The sequence below is a fragment of the Novipirellula herctigrandis genome (genome assembly GCA_007859835.1).
Classification (GTDB): Bacteria; Planctomycetota; Planctomycetia; order Pirellulales; family Pirellulaceae; genus Novipirellula_A; species Novipirellula_A herctigrandis.
On the sequence record SJPJ01000001.1, the window covers coordinates 552,642 to 574,166 of the forward strand.

Genomic DNA, 21,525 nt, shown 5'->3' on the forward strand with positions numbered 1-21,525 from the left:
ACTCGAATACCGAGTGGGCTTTTGATCAATATTGATTGCTTAGCGAAAGCGTCGCGATTAATTAGAAGGCGAAGCCGGTGTGCCAGGGTCGTCGTCGCCCGAGGTTGCCAATGGGATTGCGATTGCTGCAGCCGTTCCGCCTAGGAGCAAGCCAAGACGCGGTCCGCCACCGCCACCGATACTGCTAGCGATTCCGCCACCACCGCCGCCACCGCCTGTCGAGACGAAACCGCCGCCCATTACAGGATTGCCAAAGCCACCGTCCACGAAGCCACCATCCATAGCCGTTGCACCCGAGCAGTGAGGGCAATTGGCGAGATGTCGTTCGGAGCATTTCAGGGTTCGGCGAAGTTCTGCGATCGCATCGCGTACAGCCAAAACGTCCGCTTCCACGTTCGTCCCAGCGTCAAGCATTGCATCGAGTTTCGCGATTGCCGCGTCAAACTGTGCCGTCTTCTGCGTGCATGTAAGCGTTTCATCCGCAGCGACAATGTTTAAGTCGCCGATCATGGTGTCAAAATCCACGGATCCCTCAGCAACGGCTGAAGTGGTGGAAACCAACATAAACGCGTGAGCGGGAGCACAAACGGTCGCAACCAAAGCGGTCGCAAGCGAGAGTGAAAGGATTCGTGTGATATGCATCGTTCAGCCTAACTAAGTAATCGTTCTTTTTGTCTGTTTAGTTTTTCAGTCATAGCGCTGACCCATCGACATGGTATCACCACCAATTTAAACCTCGTTCAAGTCTACATCGCAAGTATTGCGAATCAATAAAATTGCCTCCCAAAATACCGAAACCGCCCAGCTTCGCATCATTACCGTTAGAATTCGAAGAAATCAGGCGGAAGTTCGCCACTTTGCGCTCACTGGCCTGCAAGTGAAAATTCGTCTTTTTCGGCACAACCGGCACGGGAAAGTACCATTGACCTGAGCACCATACCGATACAAGCGAGTTCATCACGAGCTAACCATTTCCCCAATTCTTATCAACTCACCCACCTTCGCCGTGACTTCGACATGCTCGCGGCACCCCGTCCTTTGCTATTTTTTATCTCGGGCGATCGCCGGTGGAAAACGTTACGACCACAGGAAACCATCACGTATGACGATTGAATCACCGCTATCACGGGGCGAACCGCTACCTCCGGGCGAACCGCTGGGATCCGTCCATACGTCAAATTTTCCCGAGATTTTGAACCAACTCGGCATCTCGCTTCTTTTGACGACTTACCAAGCGGGAAAGCTCATCGTCGTGCGGGCCGACAACGATGTTCTCAACACCCATTTTCGCGTCTTCGATCAACCTATGGGCTTAGCTGTCCAAAAAAACCGAATCGCGGTCGGCACTGCGATGCAAATTTGGGAGTTTCATAATCTTCCTGCGGCATGCACCCGTTTGGATCAGCAACCCAATTCGAGCGGCCAAAGGCATGACGCTTGTTTTTTGCCGCGGGTGGTTCATTGGACAGGAGATGTTCAAATTCACGAGATGGCGTGGGCCGGCGAAGAACTGATTTTTGTTAACACCCGTTTTTCTTGCTTGGCACGGCGCAGCACGGATTTCCATTTTGAACCGGTTTGGCGACCTCCATTCGTTTCGCATTTCGCCCCCACCGATTGCTGCCATCTAAACGGCTTGGCAACCCGCGACGGAACGGTTTGCTACGTAACTGCATTCGGTGCAACGAATGATCCCAGTGGATGGCGTGCGAAAAAGAATGATGGTGGCGTGATGATCGATGTGCAAACCAACCAAACGATCGCCGCAGACCTTTCGATGCCACATTCGCCTCGCTGGTACGATGGCAAGTTGTGGGTCCTACAATCAGGTACGGGGGGGTTCGGTTTCATCGACTTGGCAAATGGAACCTATCAATCCGTTGTGGAGTTGCCTGGGTTCACTCGTGGATTGTCATTTTGTGGGCCGTTTGCTTTCATTGGACTATCTCAAGTACGCGAAACCGCCGTATTTGGTGGCGTCCCGATCGCTCAGCGAAACTTAAACGAGCGAATCTGCGGAATCTGGGTGGTGAATATCCATTCCGGTCAGATTGTTGCCTTCGTCAAATTTGAAGGCGCTGTTCAGGAAATCTTCAGCGTAGAGGTTTTGAGTGGAGCAAGGTTTCCGGAATTAGTTAACGAAGACCGCGAGTTATTAGCCAACTCGTACTCGTTGCCCGATTGGGTCTTAGCCGATTTGCCCAGCACCAACTGAGTTTGCCCAAAGCCACATATGCAGCACGTATTCGCAATGCCAATACCGCTGGGATGGATCGGATTCGGGCGCGACTTCAAGCCAATTGTAGTGGTTTTGCTGGTTACGACTCAGACTTCAAGCCGATAGAAACTTCATCTGTAGTCTGGCTCTGCATGCGGATTTGCCAAAAAATATCCTGGCGAAACCGAGACCATTTAGAAGCAAAGCCAACAACCACCAAGGAGGCTGAGAAGGACCATGTCGCTATTGCCCGTCTCGGCCACGCGGACAAGCTCATCGCTAACGTCACAACGACTGCTGTATCAATTGACATCCGATCAATTGGCAGTGCAAAGACAATATGACCAATTATCGTCAGGCCGCCGAGTGCTGCGGCTTTCGGACGATCCGGCCGCTGCCAACCGGGCCCTTGGATTGAACCGTGGTATTGACCGCGGTGAACAATTGGTTCGCAATGCAAACGCGGTATCGGGATTCTACCAAGCGTCCGACGATGCACTATCACGAGTCAACACCGCCCTAATCAATGCTCGCGCGGCTGCCGTGGAAGGGGTCGGTACGATCATTTCGGATGACGAGCGAGAAGCAATCGCGATGAGCGTCCGCGAATCGATTCAAACAATATTTGCCGCCGGAAATTCAATGTTCCGCGATCAACAATTGCTTGGCGGCATTCTCGACGCTGGGAATGCGTTTCAGTATGACGAAAGCGATATCGTATTCACTGGACACGGTGCGGTAGGGCATAGCGAAGTTGGGGCCGGCACTCCGACGGCAATCAACGTCACCGCATCGGAAACACTCGGGGCGTTCGCGATGATCCTCGAAGGAGAACCTCTCAATGCCGCCTTGGACCATTCAACCCGATTGGTCGATATGCGTAGCGGCAAAGGAGTTGAAACGGGTGTGATTCGCATTTCTGGCGGTACGGAATACACCGAAGTCGACTTGCGAACCGCAGCCAGCATTGGTGACGTCGCTGATGTCTTGAATGCATTAGAAATTGATGGACGCAAATTGGACGTCAAAGTGTTTGACGACTCCATTCAAATCGATTACGCCGATGGATTGCCCGGGACATTGGCGATCGAGGATATGCCCGGCAGTTCGTTAGCAAGCGATTTGTCGATCCAAAACACGGGAGGCATGTCCGCGCCGCCCATCATTGGCGACTCGCTCAGTCCGCGTGTAACGACCAACACAAAGATCGAAGACCTCGCCCACGGCGTTGGGCTCGATCTCAGTAGCGGGATCACGATCAACCAAGGCTCGCAAACCTTCACGGTTGATCTCTCGGAAGCCGAGACAATGGGCGATGTGCTAATCGCGATCAACCGCAGCGAAGCGGACATTCAAGCGTCCCTTAACGAATCGGAGGGACGGATCCAATTGCGATCACTCCGTAGTGGGGTGGATTATTCGATAGGCGAAAACAACGGTAATGCCGCCCGATCACTGGGCATCCGCTCGGCGACCGAGCAAACCACACTCGATTCGCTTGGCCGTGGTCGCGGCATGGTGCTTAACAGTGACACAATTGACCTCACGATTGTTCGCCCCGATGGCCAAACACTGGAATTCGACTTGGAAAGCGCGATTACCGTCGACGATGTAATGACGATGATTCGCGATCACCCGGACAACCAAGACGCCCAGAAGGTATTGGTCAGCTTGAACTTAGTCGGTAACGGGATCGAATTACAGGCGCCGCCCGGCGCGGCACCGCTAACCGTCCGCCAAAGTGAAATCAGTAATGCGGGAACTCGTCTCGGTTTGATTCCGAACGGTCAAAACGAAGCACAGGGTGTCACCGTCGGACCGGTGAATAAAATCGCCGGTATCGATTACATGCCGCTCGATGCCGGTGGCGCGCTTGATACATTGACGCGACTCGAAAAAGCGATTCTCGACGGGGACATCCCCGAGATCGAACGACTTCAACAACGAATCGATGAGGATTTCGACCGATCCACGTCGGCTCGATCGCGAGTCGGTATTTGGTCGCGAAACCTAGAAGACATGAGAGATGCAACCGGAGATCAAGTCGTCCAAATGAAGTCTCAATTATCCGACGAGGTCGACGCCGATTTAGCAACGGTGATTAGCGAAGTAAATCGGCGCCAAATTGCGATGGAAGCATCGATGCGAATCATTGGCCAAATGTCACAATTGACGCTATTAAATTTCTTGTAGCGATTTTGTCGATTTTGATGGTAATGCGTCCGATAAGGATACAAGACCGTAGTGCGGTACAACCGCAAGCGAAGCGAGCTACCGCTCGCCTCACGTTCGCCCGCTCCCGTTGGTCGCTGGAATCGTGCCATAGCAACACCCAATTCAGCGATGACTGATGTAGGTAACTTGACAGAACGTCAACACACTCGGTGACTACCTATTGTTCGGGCCTGCCGAAATCACGCCTGCTTAGAAAGAAAAGCGTTATGAAAATCGACACGAATCGCTTTGGTGCATTGAACATCAACTCAGACGAGTTGTTCTTGTTCCCGCAGGGCTTGATCGGCATGGAGACACTTCGCCAATGGGCGTTGTTGCCCGATCCTCATACGGAAAGCGTCGCATGGCTACAAAGTGTGACACGAGGCGATCGGGCAATACCACTGATCAGCCCGCGTGCCTTCTTTGAGGACTACCGCGTCCACCTGAGCCGCCGCGAACTCGGCAGTTTACATTTGCAACCGAGCACCGAGTTGTATGTGATGACAACAGTATCGGGCCGTGAAGGCAAAGTGACGACCAACCTACGAGCACCGATTCTGCTGAACCTAGAGCGACGATTAGGATGCCAGATCATCGCGGATAACGAGCTATCGATCCAACACACCTTGCCTGTTTTCGCTAAAGCAGTCGTCGTAGGCTCGCTCGTCAAGTGCCGAGCGGCGTAGTCGCGGCTCCGCAATGCAATCCTACCTTCTGCGGTGAACCTCTCACCGCTCTCGATCATCGGCAAACCGACTGAAATCGATTCCCGCGAAATAATTCCAGCTACATCGTCGCGGCACGATTTACAACGATCGATTCTTTTGCTCCCAGCAACATTTCACGCTGAAAGTTGCTATGCTTTTGTCTACTTCTTGGAAGGTGCCTCCTTGGCGCCCCCCTACCCCTGATTTGCGGCAGTTGCTCGACTGACAGTCGCAAAAAGTGAGACAAAACTGATGCGATTCTTCCCACGCAAATCGAGATCTCGTCGTCCCCAGCTTTCGCGCCGGCGTTTGTCCTGCGAATCACTTGAAGCTCGCCGCCTGCTGGCAGCCGAAATTGAGCCGAATGATACCGTTGCCACAGCGACTTCGCACGTTGCCGGAGAGATCCTCGAAGGCCAATTGAGTCGCGTCACCGACATCGACTATTTCTCCACTCAGCTGACCCAAGGGCAACGATTCACAGTCGATACCTTTAACGTCAACGCACCAAGGTTCAGCCCCACCTTGCCGCCAGGCTTGGAAATCTATGACGCGGACGGCAGTTTGATTGCAGCGTCGTTTGATGGACGCGATTTGTCGATCACCGCCGCGAGCACGGGCGACTATGTCATTGGCATTTTTGCGAACAATGCTTTCGGCACGTTTGTTGGTGAATACGCGATGAATTCGTCTATCACCGACGCGCCCACGGATTCAGAATCGGAACCCAACGACGCCGTAGCCGATGCGGGCAATGTTCCGCTCGGTCGTGCGTTCACCGGCTCGCTCGGTTCGGCAACGGATGTCGATGTTTTTCAACTCGATGCAACAGCCAATGGATCGGTCATGGTTGCGTTTGCGGGTTTAGCAGAAAGCAACCCAGCGGTCACGATCACCAATGTCGCGGGCGATATACTCGGCCAAACCCAAAGTGGACTCGGTATCGCAATTGAAACCAGTGTTGACGAGACTGTTTATATCACGTTCTCGTCGGACAACGCCGCCGGTGCCGTCACCGGTGACTACGTTGCTGTGGTTGACCGTAAGTCGGACGCTCGTTTGGCAAGCGAACTTGGCAATGGATTTGACCATGCTTTCGCGAGCGATGCCAACACCTTGCTCGGAGAACTAGACATTGCAGAAGACCGCGACATCTATCGCTTTGAAGTCGACGCAGTCCAATTCCTCGGTTTCGATCTTCAATTTTCTTGGCAAGAGAAAATTGTCGACAGTGGGAAAGAGATGCGACTATTCAATGATCGCGGCCAAATTTTGAGATTCGCCGACAACGGTTACATGTCCACCGAACAAACCACGGCATTGACCCCTGGGACCTATTATGTCGAGGTCTTTGCAACCGCACCGGTAGGACTTGGCGTCTACGCGTTGACGGCAAATTCAAACAACGGAATCTCGTTACAACGCGACCATTCGGTTCATTTCATGGATTTTGATTCGGACGAATCGTACCTCGGATACGACCGCGTCAATGCCTACGCGGCAACCGAAGGGATCCCCTATTTCATGGGGCTTTTTGATTCTCGTTACAAAGGCTTTGACGTCGAGGTAACGCGAACCAAACCAATCGAAGGCAGTGAGTACGTCGGTTCAGGGATCGGAGACTTTGGTGACATTGGCGCTGGCGGATGGGGCGGCGGATCTCACGGATATCGGGCTAGTAAAGGCGGAACCGTCAATGCGGCCGGTGAAACGGCCATCGACCAAATCAGGTACTACACCTCTGCTACCGTGATGCATGAATTCGGCCACGCCGTCGGTTTACCACACGCACGTGACACACAAGGCTTGATGTCGTATGTGGGAAACACCGAATACTTGCCTGTAGGCGACACCTACTCGTTCCAAGGAACCGACTCGCGTCGACCGGGCAATGGCCTTTACAACGTTCGCAATTACCTGGATTGGTCCTTGCAACCGGGCGCCCAAGTTTACATTTCCGAACAAATGGATTCAGCCGAGGGAACCAACCTAGGCCCTTACTTGAGCGAAATGACATTGGATCCGAAACCTGTCGCCTCCTACGCCACAGGCGACCGGCCGATATTTTCCGTCAGCGGCGATTTCAATGGTGATGGTCGAGACGATGTGGCGGTATCGAGCGACACGACCGATCAAGTCGACGTCTTCCTCAGTAACCCAGATGGCACCTTTGCAAACCCTGTGGTTCTGAGTGTCGGTGATGCCATGCTTTGGTACGCCGAGACGCTAACGGTCGGCGACTTCAATGCGGACGGAAATGACGATATCGCCGCGATCGCTAGTGATGAAAGTCGCGTGGTCGTATTCCTCAGTTCGGGGAACGGGTCTTTTGCGAACGGCGTTACGTATGCATTGGGCAATCGTCCGCTTGGGATTACCACGGCGGACGTCAATAATGATGGAGCGTTGGATTTAGTCGCCGCGACATGGAGCTATGCAGAGGTTTTGCTTGGCAGCGCCAGTGGCTCGTTCACCGTCAGCGATCGATTTGCAACCGATCGCAACCCTCATTCGATCGCGGCAGGTGACTTTAATAACGATGGCCATATCGACTTGGCAACGGCCAATGGCGACGTCTCAACAATGACCGTATTGACCGGGGATGGAACGGGCCAATTCGTTCGCACGGATATCGACACCGCTGGCGGAGACGGTCAAAGCATCGTTAGCGAAGACTTCAATGGCGACGGCATCGCCGATGTGGTGCTTGGTGATCATCAAGCAAGTACGCTCGAAGTGTTCTTGAGCGTTGAAGGGGAATTGGTTTCCCAGGCAACGATTCCACTTACCCAAAACCCTCGCTTTGTGCGTTCGGCGGATATCGACAATGACGGCAACATGGACTTGTTGCTTTCGAATTATGGTCGATCGCTAAAGGTGATGTTAGGGACCGGCGATGGCCAATTCACTCGCGAAATCAGCCTCGAAGCTGGCAATTCCGAAGCGATGGCGTCGGTGGGCGACTTCGACAATGACGATGTTAACGAAATCGCAGTTCCAAACCACCGAGGTGCAAACATGGTGGTGCTGGATTCAGAGAACGTGAATGACAAGAACGACCGCATCGTCGTTTACAGTGCAATTGATGATCGCGACGATTCGGATCAATTCACTTTGAGTGTACTCGCGGGCGAACGATACTGGTTCGACATCGACTCGGCCGAGTTCCAATACCCGCTCGACGCGACGTTGCAAGTCCTCCGTGCGGACGGAACCGTTTTGGCGTCCAGTGACGATGCAATGGATCGCAACAGTGCCATTGCTTCGGTCGATCCATTCATCGACATCACTTTCTCGGTATCGGAGCAAGTCACCATTGTTGTGTCGGGAAGCGATGCCTCCATCGGCGACTACCGGTTTAAGGTCACGCCGTCGCGTGCGATGGACGACGAAGGTCCGCAAGTGCTCGCGGTGGTTCCCGACAACGAATCCGTGATTGAAAGCACGAGTCAATTGCTATTTCTGATGAATGATATTGTCGATCCCGATTCAATCACGGGCGATAATTTGACGATCGTCGGAGCGGTCAGTGGCCCAATATCGGGCACCGCTGTGGTCCACCCACTCGAATCCACTATTATTTGGACGGCCGACACGCCTCTTCCCGTCGATACGTATACGATCACATTGAATGGGGACGTAGGCGGCGTCACGGACATGGTCGGCAACCGCCTTGACGGAGAAATCGCCACCGATTTCCAATTCCCCACAATCAGTGGTGATGATACGCCGGGCGGATCCTTTGTAACGCACTTGACCGTGGACAGGGTCGATACGACACCGGCAACAATCAACGGTGTGTCCTATTGGCGTGATCCATACAACCGCGGTCAGTTCCGATTGGGGCTCAGTTCGCAATTATCCGTCGTCGATGTTCACGCGACCGAATTCACTTTGCGTGGCGTTGGTCCCGATGGCGAATTTGGGACTTCCGACGATACGCTTCAACCGCTCGATGCAATCTATGACACCGTAAACCAAGTCCGCAATCCCACGCTGTTTCTTTATAGTCGTGGCGTTCCCGACTCGGGTAGCTATCGAATTGACGGCCAAGTATTAGACGCGGCAGGGCATTCGATCACGGTTGCCGAGAACATTCTCGTTTCTCAAGCGGTCCCGGAAAGTGCACTCTTTACCGACTCCGAATTGACCACACCCGGTATCACCGGCAGCTTTGTCAATACGAGTCTGCGAAGCTATTCGGCACAAGATGATTGGCGAACGACGCAAACGATATCGGGAACACGGATCGATTCGCAAATTTCGTTCTCAACGGACACTTTTGGCACTCGTTCAGATGTTGGAATCACGGGTGGCGCAGACGATGAAAATTGGGACGACTTTTCGGTCCAATGGGATGGATGGGTTTCGATTCCCCAAGACGGCGTCCAGTTGTTCACGCGTAGTGATGATAGCAGTCGTTTATGGGTCGACCTAAACGGCGATGGAACGTTTGATACAACATCCGAATTGTTCGATAACCATTGGGGCAGTGGCCAAGGCACCACACCGGGAACGCCAACGGGTCCACTCGCCGCCGGTGCGTACCAAATTCGCATGCAGTATGAAGAGGGCGGCGGCGGCAACACCGCCTATCTCGATTGGATATTGCCCGGCCAAATGATTGCAACGGATGGTTTCGTCCATGGTCCAGCAATCACAAACTTGGATCTTTCGAGTCAATCGGGAACATCCAGTTCCGTTTTAGATCAAATTGAGATCACGTTTAGCGCCAACGTAGACCTTACGACGTTGTCGACCGAAAACTTGGTTTTGCGCTATAGCCCAAACCCCGATTTCTTTGACGACGACGATCTTTTTGTCGAAGACAACGATGGAGTGATCGACTGGGATCCAGTGCATTTGGTTGCAACGATGCAGTTCGACTCACTGCCCAATGGCTATTACCTATTCGAAGCCAATGGTGACCCGGGCGGAATTACCAACGAAGCGGGTCACCTGCTCGATGGAGAATTCCTTAGCAGTGCCATCCAAGGCAACACCAATTCGCTGCTATGGAAAAACACTCCGTCAGGCAACGGGATTCCTGGGGGTGACTATCGATCGACACTGACCATTGGGTTGCCAGCGCTCGAAATCACAACATCAGCAACCAGTTTTTCTGAGAACGCGACCTCGCCGTCCGCTTCGCTTACCGTTCGGCGGATCAACGCCGACACAACCGACCCGATGATCGTCACGTTAACATCGAGCGACACAAGCGAACTGACTTTACCAGCAACCGTTACCATTGCGGCGGGTGCCTCGTCCGCTTCGGTTTCACTATCCGCCGTCGACGATCGACTACTCGACGGATCGCAAACCGTGACGATCACCGCCACGGCTGAACATGTTTCGGCAACAGAAACAACGCTAATCACTGACGAAACAAACGTTTTTGTCACCGACCACGAAACATTGTCGGTGACGATCGATGCCGCGGAGATCCGCGAAAATGCAGGAGTGACCAACGCCACCGTCACACGCAATAACACCGACATTAGCGAACCGCTCGATGTGACACTTTCAATCAGCGACCCAACCGAAGCCTCGGTTCCCAATCGAGTGACGATACCCGCGAATCAGTCTTCATTCACATTTTCGCTAACGGGTGTTGACGACGACATCATTGATGGATCCGTGGCAATTTCCGTCGCCGTCGATGCGAACGGTTATATCGGCGACCAAGCCGGTTTATTGGTCACCGATCATGAATCGCTTAGTATGACTGTTGACATCAACTCCCTCAGCGAAAATGGAGCCTTCGCGACCGCCACGATTTCTCGCGGTCAAACCAATCTCAACGAGTTGATTTCTGTTTCGTTGGTGAGTAGTGATTTGACCGAGGCTACCGTTCCCACAACGGTGACAATACCTGCAAATGCACCATCGGCTACGTTCTTGATCTCATCGGTCGACGATGTCGTTCTCGATGGAACGAAAACCGTGACCATTACAGGCACCGCCACTGGGTTTACCGAATCCACTTCGGTCGACGTCAACGTCACGGATTACGAGACATTATCGTTGACGATCGACGATGAAGCGGTGCATGAAGCCGATGGCGTTGCCACAGGAACCGTGCGGCGAATGAATATCGATCTCGCCAATGAACTCGTTGTCTCGCTCGACAGTAATCTGGTTAGCGAAGCGACGGTTCCCACGACTGTCACAATCCCCGTTGGGCGGTCACAAGCGACGTTCACGATTCGCGGCGTTGACGATGAAGTTCGCGACGGCACAAAATCGGTGGTCATCACTGCCACCGCCGGCGGCTACATTGACAGCTCTGATTCAATCGATGTGCTTGGCAACGCAGCACCGGTACTGGATGAAATCCCCGACCAAACGATCGACGAAGAGAGTTTGCTAAGTCTCTTCATCACAGCGACGGACATCGATTTGCCGGGCGATGCATTACTTTTCAGCCTTGATCCCGGTGCACCGACCGGCGCGGCAATCAATGCGGATACTGGCGAGTTCACTTGGACGCCGACCGAGACCCAAGGGCCTGGCGAATTCGACGTGACCGTCCGTGTCACCGACAATGGCGTGTTAGAGCTAGACGCTGCGGCGACCTTTACAATTACGGTCAACGAACATGGCAAGCCACCGGTACTTGAACCGATTGGCAACCGATCCGTCGACGAACGAACCCGGTTACTATTTACGGCCGCTGCAACCGACGGCGATATTCCTGCTGGCACACTTTCGTATAGCCTTGCCGCCGATGAGTCGGGCGACGTGCCCGCCGGTGCCACAATGGATCCAAACACGGGCGTCTTCTCATGGATTCCCTCCGAAGCACAAGGGCCCGGCGTGTTCACGTTTGATGTCGTTGTCAGTGATGGTGAATTGACCGATTCCGAGACGATTGTGGTAACCGTTGGCGAAGTGAATGTGGCTCCAAGCCTTGACCAAATTGGTAACCAAACGGTTGATGAAGGAACACTGCTCGCATTCACTGCAACGACAACTGATGCCGATTTACCTGGCAACGCAATGACATATCGACTCGCTCCGAATGGGTCGCCGGAAATCCCCGCTGGTTCATCGATCAACGAAACCACGGGCGAATTCACATGGACCCCCAGCGAGGATCAAGGCCCAGGAATCTATAAAGTCGATGTGATCGTCAGCGACGGAGAGTTCTCTGATTCCGAAACGATCACCATCACCGTCGGCGAAGTCAACGTCCAACCAATACTCGATTCGATCGGCGATAAAACCATTGACGAAGAAACGTTGCTATCGTTCGCAGTGACCGCAACCGATACTGATGTACCGTCGGACAACCTTGAATTTAGTCTTTCGGGTGACGTTCCATTTGGCGCACGAATTGACAAGACCACTGGCGAGTTTTCGTGGACACCAAACGAAGCACAGGGCCCCGCAAGTTTCACCTTCGACATCCAGGTCGGCGATGGGGAATTGTCTGATTCCGAAACGATTACGGTGACGGTCGATGAAGTAAACCAATCACCCACACTGGACGAGATCGGCGACAAATCGGTTGCCGAGCTAACTTCGCTGCTATTCAAAGCGAGGGCAAGCGATGGCGACACGCCGGAAAACACGCTCACTTTCCATCTTGTCGAAAATGGGTCGGGCAACTTCCCAACCGGGGCAACCTTGAACGAAACCACGGGCGATTTCCACTGGATGCCCGCTGAGGAGCAAGGCCCCGGCACGTTCGTATTCGACCTTGTTGTCTCCGATGGCATCGCAACAGTCGCTGAAACGGTGACGATCACGGTCGCGGAGGTTAACGCGATTCCGGTCCTTGAGGAAATCGGCGATCGAACGCTGGTGGAAAACAACTTGCTGAGCTTCACCGCAGTGGCCACCGATACCGATCACCCTGCGGATGTGGTCACCTATCATTTGGCCGGCACGATTCCGCAAGGTGCGACGATCGACGAGACCACCGGCGAATTCAGCTGGATTCCTACAAACGATCAGGGTCCCGGGACGTACACCTTTGATGTGGTCGCGTCCGATACCACCAGTTCCGATTCAGAGACCATTACGGTTCATGTGGGCGACACGCCGCGATTGTCATTGTCAGTCGATCAAACCACGATCAGCGAAAACGGCGGCAGATCACGTGTGACCGTCGGGCGCAACGTTGGTATTGCGGATACGTTGGTCGTCACAATCGATTCCAACCAACCCGGTTCCGCGACACTTCCTGAATCCGTTACGCTCCGGTCCGGGCAAAGCTCAGTATCGTTTTTTGTAACACCCGTCGATAACGCAATCGCTAGCGGAACGACGTTCAATGAAATCACGGCGACTGCGGATGGATTTGAAACCGATGTCATTACGCTTCAATTCGAGGATGATGATCACGCGGAAATCGAAATTTCCCAGATCGACAACAACACCATTGTCAGCGAACAAGGCAGCGGCGATTCGTTCACGATGGTTCTACAAAGTGAACCGATCGCTGATGTTTTGGTCGCCATAACGGTTGACTCCGGCGATGAAGTCACAATCGTAACATCGACGTTCCAATTCACCCCACTCAATTGGAACATACCGCAGGAAGTCACGATCGTCGGCAATCCCGATTTGATTGATGACGGCGACCAATCGCTATTGCTAACGATGGAAATCACTTCCGACGGCGAAGGCAACCCATACGGTAGTCTTGACCCGATCGTGCTAACGATTACCAACTTGGATCATCCCGTAGATCAATTCGAAATCGTTTCCGAAGACGGATTGTTCAAGGTTTACGATGCAACCACAAGCGGATTGGTTGGCGAATGGATCATCATTGAAGGGGAGCCAACGGAAATTGTCACCGGTGGACTGGATGATGTGATACAGGTGATGCCAACCGAAACGCAATCACCGCTGGTAGTTTCCAGTGCCGCAGGCGATGACACCATCGCGTTTTCGCCTCTAAATGTTACGGCAATTGATGGTGGCGAGGGGACCGATACGGCGGTGGTCCAAGGGCAAGGATCTATCCTAAACTTGCTGGAAGCCAAGCTCACATTGACAAGCATCGAACAAATTGACCTCCGAGCCGTCGGCAGTCAATTGCTCGTCGGATCCAACGCATCGCTGCGGCAAGTGTTTGGCGATGATTCGGTGTTGGCCGTTTGGGCGGATTCGGCTGATGCAATCGACCTAGGCGGGCCGAGCGAGGGTTGGATGCTCAATACGCCGACAATGAACGGCGATGTCGTTTGGCACCAAATTGGGGGCGATCGATTTACGATTCTATTGTCGAACGATTTGGCTTGGACAAATCCGATGAATCCACTCGACGTGGACCGCAGTGGCGAGATTTCCGCTGCCGATGCACTTCGAGTGATCAACCGACTAAGCGAGAAAATTCCCACGCTGCTGCCGACCCCCAGCGAGCAGTCGCCGGTGGACAGCTATTTCGATGTCACCGGTGATGGTGAAGCAACGCCACTTGACGCTTTGCAGGTCATCAACTTTTTGAGTCAAACACGTGTTTCGGGCGAAGGGGAACCAATTGGACAATGGATGATTGAAGGCATAAGCTCGATCGAAAATTCAGACCCAATTCGCGAGGCCATCGCAAGCGACCTTTCGTCGGCGCAGGTGAAGTATGGTGGCTTTGATCACTCGTCGTTTGATTACCCTAAGGAAATGGAGATTGCGGATCCAAGTGAACGCCTGGAAAACCAAGACCAACCGTCCGAGGCAAGCAAATTTGGTCTGCTAGACAAAGCCTTTTCCGATTGGCAATAGTTCCGACGCAAACGCCTGCGTGAACGGGCGTCCGTATCATCAGGCGTCCGTGTCATCAGGCGTCCGTGTCATCGGGCGTCCGTCGTGCCGACAGTTCGGCACAACCTAGCCATGCAGCTCAAGCAACATTCGCAAATAGCTTCGATGCTCGGTGTGGTCGAGCCCCAATTCCGCTGCAAAATCACGAATCTGAGTTCGTGCCGCCTCCACGCCACTTTCGTCCGCGACGACCCATTCTAATTCCGCAAACGTGCCAAGTCCCTCCACTTGATCGATTACAGCGGTCAAAGCCTCCCATTGTCCCGCTGGTGACTGAAACACATCTCGACGTTTTTTGACTTGGGCAACATTTGTAAAACCGAGCAATTTCAGCAGCGATTCCATATTCTCGCCTTCTGGATCCCCAGGGCTTAGATGCCACTCCAACTCACGGCGAGCCTTGACGTCACCGGGCAATTTCTTTCCCTTATAAGTGACATACGGAACCCCGTTAACCCTTCGCACTCGCAATGCTTCTTGCGTTTGGGCAAAGTCTCGGCTGGGGTGGTTGTAGTAGGCGTCAACATGCTGCTCGGTCGAAACCGGCGTTAATCCCATTTGATCCATCGAAGAACGCAGCTCTTCAACGTCTGGGACATGGAACTTCTGTTCAACCTCAAACATGATTGACGCTCCCTTTGGCGATTAAGGTGTGGTGATTCGTCAGATCTTCAAAAATTGCAATATCATCGTTATCATAGTGGCATGGAAGGTGTAAGGATGACACACACCTCGCAAGCACCGCAGAGGCCCCCCATTCATGTTCGACCCACTTCATAAATGGCTCGGAATTCCCCCCAGCGAACAGCCCCCGAATCACTACCGATTGCTGGGTATTTCGCTGTTCGAATCCGACCCTGAAGTAATCGATGCGGCTGCCGATAAGCATCTGAGCTATCTGCATGAATTTGCCAACGGCGAACATTCGGCACTTTCCGAGGACTTGTCCAACCGAATCGCAAAAGCGCGGCTGCAACTACTCAGCCCAGATCGCAAAGAGGCCTACGATAAGTCGCTGCGTCGCAAGCAGAAGCGTGATGATCAGAAAAGTCTTGAGCAAAAACACGCGTCGGCGAAACCACCCGGCCCCGCCACCGCGAACGCCGATCAACCTATTTCAAACGCGAACAGTTGGCATCTGCGGCATGACTCGCAAACGCAGCACGGCCCATTCACCTTGACCGCCCTCATCGAAGCAGCTCGTGAGGGCAAGATTACATCGCAAACCGAATTGCATCATGTCAATGCGACCGGAAACGATTGGATACCGGCGATCTCGGTTCCGGTGATCGCCCAGTATTGCGTCAAAGGATCGGTAAACAGCCAAAACCCGTCGTTACCCTCCCAGACACCGTCAAAAGGAGCCTCGCCGTTATCGGATAAGTCGTTTTCTGTAAGGACACAAACGGCACAACCATCCGACCCACTTGCGCTAGTCAAAACGCTCGCTCAAGTTTTTATCCCGACGTTGGTTTTTGCGATTCCGATCTACTTCGTCGCCAGTAAATCCGAGTTGTTCTCGCGATGGACCGAAGCAGACAAAAAGAAGGTCGTGGCGGCGCCAATTCAACAGTCGACACCCAACCATAGCCCTGCCGATGCCGATATCCCGTCTAACGATTTTCAACCAGCCCCATCGGTAAATGAACCTCTCGAGACGTCTCAAGAACCGATTCCGCCTCGCGTCGAAAAGCCACATACTATCGTTGCAGTTGTGGAGGAGATGTCCCCCCCCACAATCATTGAAACAGACTCACGGGCCGAGGACACGGCCACAGCCTCGTCAGCCGTCAACAAGCCGGTCCTTCGTGACCAATTTGATCCCGCCGAGTTCACCGGTTTAACGCCAACGCAGCCAATTGTTCCTGACGAAACAGGCCGCATGGTGGAATTAAAAATCGAGCTCGACTCGTCCACTTGGTACACCGACATCCCAGGGATCGATGAAACCTATCAAGTACGTGTCGATTCGATGACCGAGATACCTACAAAGATTCAACTCACCCCCGAGTCGGGTGAGCTTTCCTTCGACTCGACCACTCGCGTCACGCTTGACCCGGTGTCCGGCCTAGCAATCGACCTTCGCCTCGAGAAGCCAGAAAACCATGAATCGATCGCGATCAAAGGAAAGTGGGTTTGTAGGGTTGAGGGGACCAAAGAAGGCCCTTTTTCGATTCGACGACTCGAAAAATTCATGGCTCCGATGTCAAATCAAATTAATCTATACAACAAGCAACTCAGTCTTCTGACGAAAGAACAAACTGATCTGACCGCCTTTCTCGAACCAAATGAGTTCAAGACTCCCGAGATGCTCGCCAACGCAAGGCAGCGTCTCAGGTTGGTGAACACTCAACTGACTCGATTGCAATCTCAAAACCAAAATGTAGTTTTGCTCGACAACATCAAGAAGAGAGTGATTATTCTGCACGAAAAAGGGAACTTGGTCCTCCACTGCGTCCCATCCTCTATACCATCCGTCGTCGTTGACACGGACACCATTGACGTTGCCCCCACCGAGATTCCCGAACCATAACCACGATCCGCATTCCACCTGAAAGTAGCACGACAAACGTGACCTCTCCAACCCCGGAACCCAGCTCGACTCCGATCCTTGGTATTGATCTTGGGACAACCCGCAGCGTCGTTTCCTATCTCGACGACCATGGTCGCCCACAAACAATCCTAAACGCCGACGGCGACATGACAACGCCAAGTGCTGTGGCGTTCGAAGATGGGGATGTCTTGATTGGAAAAGAAGCCATCAAGTCGCTGGCGATCACTCCCGACCAGGTTGTTCAGTTTGCCAAACGTGAAATGGGCAATGACGGCCACATGATTTCGATTGACGGCTACGACTACCCAGCGGAATTGATCCAATCGTTTATTCTCGGACGTCTGCGCCGTGACGCCGAGCGTCATTTTGGCGATACCGCCCAAAGCGTTGTGATTACCGTCCCTGCATTTTTCAACGAACCAAAGCGCCGGGCCACAATGGACGCAGGCTTGTTGGCGGGTTTTAGTGTTGAAGCCATCATCAACGAGCCGACCGCCGCAGCACTTGCGTACGGCATCGAACACGGCTTCATGGATCCGGATGGCGTCTTCAAGAAACCGGAAACCTTGCTCGTCTATGATCTCGGCGGCGGCACATTCGACGTTTGCATTTTGCGAATCGAAGGGGACGCAATCAATGTCCTCGGCATCGACGGCAACGCGCGACTTGGTGGGCTCGATTGGGATGCCTGTATCGTCGATTGGTTGATCGACGAATTCGAAAACAACTGCGACATCGACCGCAAAAAGCTGGAAGCTAACAAAGGGATTTTGCAACGTGAAGCCGAAGAAATTAAACACAGCCTAACGGCCCGCAAACAAACCAACGTCAAAATCCGCTTGGGTGATGCCGTCCTGCAAACACAACTAACGCGGAGTCTGTTTGATGAATTGACCGCTCACTTGTTGGACCGGACTCGGTTTACCATTAAGAAAGCACTCGAAGCAGCCAAATTGACTTGGAGCGGTATTGATCGAGTATTGCTTGTCGGCGGTGCGACTCGCATGCCGCAAATTGTTGAGATGCTTCAGCGCGAAACCGACATCACGATCGACCAATCCGTTTCGCCCGATCAAGCGGTCGCCCTCGGCGCGGCTGTCTACGCGAACATTCTTAGCCAGCGTGCCAATGGTGGCGAATCGTCGGGTAAACAACCGCTTCGGTCAGTCGACGTTACCGATGTTAACGCGCATCACCTTGGAGTGCTCGGCGTTGAATTGAGTACAGGTCGGCCCCAAGGCCAAGTGATCATCCCTAAGAACTCTCCGTTGCCGGCGATGAACGTCGCGCGATTCAAGACGGTCAAACCCAACCAACGAAGCGTGGTTGTCAAAGTGATCGAAGGTGGCGACATGCGAGGTCATAACGCGACAACGATCGGGACGTTTTCGGTTCGCGATTTGCCAGCCGGTTTGCCCGCCGGTTCGCCCGTCGAGGTTATTTTGCAATACAACGTCGACGGCATCATCCAAGCCGAAGCAATCGTCTTGGCAACCGGCAAAAAGAATCGCATCGAAATCAAACGCGACGCCGGACTCACCGAGACAGAGATCGACGAGTGGCAAGACATTTCGAGCGAGATTTACGAAGCATTGGGACTTGATTAAACCAAGTCAGCTTTCACGCGGGAAACTCTCGCGTGGGCAGGTCACACTGGGGCAGGTCACACTGGGGCAGGTCACACTGGGGAAGTTTTCACTGGGGAAGTTTTCACTGAGAAAGTTTTCACTGGGGAAAATCAGCACCCAGCCCACTTACCGGCGCGGCTTCTTCTCAGCAATCCCAAATGGGATCGCGGGCATGTACCCGTAATCGACTCGATATTCTTTTGGTTCGGGGTTTTCTTCGGTCGGCTTTGGCATGACATCTTTGTAGACACTGATGATCAAGTTACCTTCCAAGCCCGGTTCGATTTCTTTCTCTTCCATGGTGAATTTGATCGCCATCGCACCGTTGGGTGCTTGGAAGAATTCAGCCGACACCCCGGGCGGTCCCGCACTTATCTCTAACCCAAGGTCGTCTGCCTTTAGTTTCTTATCCGTCAAATTGAGCCCAACATAGAATTCACCCGTTTGAGGTAGCACCACGCGCGGTGCGGGCATGATCGCCGAGAATGGCATCGCACTACGTGCTCTTCCGCTGATAACGACATTCCACTTTTCCACCGTCACCAAGTGGTACCAGATAAACGCTTGCATCATATTTTCAGCGGGTACCGCAGGCCGAATGATTTGGTCCCGAGCACGGCTTCGCCGCGCCGGCATCGACACCCCTTCCATCTCCATTGCAATCGGCTGGCCCGATGCATCGTCTGCTTGCTTGCGAGGAATCTTCAATGTCATCCGGATACTATCCGCATCCCCCGGAATCACATTGCCATCCAGCTGAAAACCAGCTGGCGGATCAACCAATCTCAGGTGAATCGGTTGGTCAAATCCGTCTTTGCGAAGTGCGAAAACGGTAATCGGCACCACCGCGCCGGCTCGAGCGATGATGCTGGCCGGGGTTACCCGCAACTCGTAATCCGAATCGGGGGCTCGCATTGTCAAACGGTAACTAAAATCTTTTCCCCCGCTATTTTGAGAGTCCGTCACGTGCAAGTAATGATTACCGGTCCCTGGTACCGTGACCGACAAATGCGAATCCGCATGATGGGTTTGCAATGCCTGGGAAAGATCTTTGAAATCGTCGTTAAAACCGAGTTCCTTACCGGTGTCATCGGTCACACGCAAACTGGAATCCATCGGCGAACCTAAGCGACGTGCTTCCACTTCCATGATCAACCTTCCGCCGCCGTTAATCTTGTAAACATCTTCGTCACCCGGGTAGTCAATATGCCCATTGATGGTCACACGCGTCGAGATCGGTTGAGCGGTGGCATAATCGTTATTCGGTTCTTCATCAAAGACTTCCGGCCAATAATTAACCTGCACCGGGAACTTCACCGAAACGCCGCTGCCCTGTTCGGATTCGCACAACATGGTTGGCCGGTATTTCTTACGCGACATGGTTTTGACCGGCACTTGCGTCTGAGTCAAATTCCATCCATTGAGTGTCACGTTCACTTCCGAATCGACCCGTCCCCCAAGCGGATAAATACTCGTTACAAACGGAATCTCGCCCACCGTTACTCGGTAAACAAAATCTTCGCGGCCGCGGTACAACGTATCACGAATTTCAAAAACATAACGATCATCTTTGGGGACTTCAAAGTACATCACGGGGTCTTGACGATAATACATTGAATCGGCGTAACTGAGTTCCCTACCCGAGGAGTCGGTTAACTTCATGATTGCTTGAAACCATCCTGGGACAGCGTCAGCAAGGAACGGAATCACGGCCCTCGCTCCCGCTTCGATCACGATTTTTTGACCCTTGCGAGCATCGAATACAAAACGGTCAACATCACCTGGCATAATCTGGCCGTTGACGACGACCGGAATCGAGTCGATCGCTTGGTCGGGCTCATTGTTATTCGGCTCCGTTTCACGCACTTCATGCCAGCGGCCGATGTGCAGCCAAAGTGGGTTGGAAATCGCATCGTCGGTCAAAAAACGCAACTCACGTTTACCAAGCTCTGCATCGCCAGCGACCTTGATTCGGACGGTTACCTGTTCCTCAAGTTGATCATTGGGTTGCCGTTTCGGATCTCGATCCCTTTGGCGATAGATTTCCATCTCTTTTAGCTGGTCTTCGGTGATACCGGCCTGTTTGACGATCTCGTCGAAAGTGGGTTCGCCAAATTTCCCCTCGGCCTCCAACTTTGCCATCATCGCTTCTTTGACTTCATCCATCTTCCGGCGTAGACCGGTGTATTCGCCCTGAGTCATCGGCCGATACCAATCCAAAATTTCGATCTCGACCCCCTCGCCGGCCAAATAGATATCCTTGGCATCCTTCAGGTGCTGGCCGCCAATGACGATTTCGCACTCGGTCCCCCGTTGGCAACCCGCCGGGTAGCCGTAAGCCAAATGCGGTTCGCGCGCACCGGATTGATTGACCGCAATCGAAGCAACGAAAAAGAGAAAAACAAAAAAGCGACAATTCATCAAAAT

Annotated in this window: 9 protein-coding genes; 6 read left to right on the forward strand and 3 right to left on the reverse strand. The window is 53.1% G+C overall.

What is annotated here, in order from left to right:
- Positions 1-57 precede the first annotated feature (57 nt).
- Positions 58-642: a hypothetical protein gene (locus CA13_RS01925; RefSeq protein WP_146394281.1), complete on the reverse strand. Its 585-nt coding sequence runs from the start codon at positions 640-642 to the stop codon at positions 58-60.
- A gap of 460 nt (positions 643-1,102) precedes the next feature.
- Between CA13_RS01925 and CA13_RS01930 the strand changes: the two genes are divergently transcribed.
- From CA13_RS01930 to CA13_RS01945, 4 genes are all read left to right on the forward strand, one after another.
- A complete protein-coding gene (locus CA13_RS01930; protein WP_146394283.1) occupies positions 1,103-2,215 on the forward strand; it encodes a TIGR03032 family protein in 1,113 nt (370 codons plus the stop codon).
- Positions 2,216-2,455: 240 nt separating this feature from the next.
- Complete coding sequence (locus CA13_RS01935) at positions 2,456-4,411, forward strand: flagellin N-terminal helical domain-containing protein (RefSeq protein ID WP_146394285.1); 1,956 nt, start codon at positions 2,456-2,458, stop codon at positions 4,409-4,411.
- A gap of 248 nt (positions 4,412-4,659) precedes the next feature.
- The gene (gene fliW, locus CA13_RS01940) at positions 4,660-5,121 is read left to right on the forward strand and encodes a flagellar assembly protein FliW (RefSeq protein WP_146394286.1); all 462 of its coding nucleotides are present in this window, start codon (positions 4,660-4,662) and stop codon (positions 5,119-5,121) included.
- Positions 5,122-5,394: 273 nt separating this feature from the next.
- On the forward strand, positions 5,395-14,877 hold the full coding sequence (locus tag CA13_RS01945; RefSeq protein ID WP_146394288.1) for a putative Ig domain-containing protein: 9,483 nt from the start codon (positions 5,395-5,397) through the stop codon (positions 14,875-14,877).
- Positions 14,878-14,982: 105 nt separating this feature from the next.
- On the opposite strand, the gene cyaB is transcribed toward CA13_RS01945, so the two are convergent.
- Positions 14,983-15,540 (reverse strand): class IV adenylate cyclase, encoded by a 558-nt coding sequence (gene cyaB / locus CA13_RS01950; RefSeq protein WP_146394290.1) that lies wholly within the window; start codon positions 15,538-15,540, stop codon positions 14,983-14,985.
- 136 nt (positions 15,541-15,676) lie between these two features.
- On the opposite strand from cyaB, the gene CA13_RS01955 reads away from it, so the two are divergent.
- Together CA13_RS01955 and CA13_RS01960 are read left to right on the forward strand one after the other, a co-directional pair.
- Positions 15,677-17,449, forward strand: a complete 1,773-nt coding sequence (locus CA13_RS01955; RefSeq protein ID WP_146394291.1) for a DUF4339 domain-containing protein — start codon at positions 15,677-15,679, stop codon at positions 17,447-17,449.
- 38 nt (positions 17,450-17,487) lie between these two features.
- A complete protein-coding gene (locus CA13_RS01960; RefSeq protein ID WP_419193833.1) occupies positions 17,488-19,077 on the forward strand; it encodes an Hsp70 family protein in 1,590 nt (529 codons plus the stop codon).
- 147 nt (positions 19,078-19,224) lie between these two features.
- On the opposite strand, the gene CA13_RS01965 is transcribed toward CA13_RS01960, so the two are convergent.
- Positions 19,225-21,519 (reverse strand): peptidase, encoded by a 2,295-nt coding sequence (locus tag CA13_RS01965; RefSeq protein ID WP_146394295.1) that lies wholly within the window; start codon positions 21,517-21,519, stop codon positions 19,225-19,227.
- Positions 21,520-21,525 lie beyond the last annotated feature (6 nt).

Coding starts and splice junctions, on each gene's coding strand:
- fliW (WP_146394286.1), top strand. CDS start 4,660: ATGAAAATCGACACGAATCGCTTTGGTGCATTGAACATCAACTCAGAC.
- CA13_RS01930 (WP_146394283.1), top strand. CDS start 1,103: ATGACGATTGAATCACCGCTATCACGGGGCGAACCGCTACCTCCGGGC.
- CA13_RS01955 (WP_146394291.1), top strand. CDS start 15,677: ATGTTCGACCCACTTCATAAATGGCTCGGAATTCCCCCCAGCGAACAG.
- cyaB (WP_146394290.1), bottom strand. CDS start 15,540: ATGTTTGAGGTTGAACAGAAGTTCCATGTCCCAGACGTTGAAGAGCTG.
- CA13_RS01925 (WP_146394281.1), bottom strand. CDS start 642: ATGCATATCACACGAATCCTTTCACTCTCGCTTGCGACCGCTTTGGTT.
- CA13_RS01935 (WP_146394285.1), top strand. CDS start 2,456: ATGTCGCTATTGCCCGTCTCGGCCACGCGGACAAGCTCATCGCTAACG.
- CA13_RS01965 (WP_146394295.1), bottom strand. CDS start 21,519: ATGAATTGTCGCTTTTTTGTTTTTCTCTTTTTCGTTGCTTCGATTGCG.
- CA13_RS01945 (WP_146394288.1), top strand. CDS start 5,395: ATGCGATTCTTCCCACGCAAATCGAGATCTCGTCGTCCCCAGCTTTCG.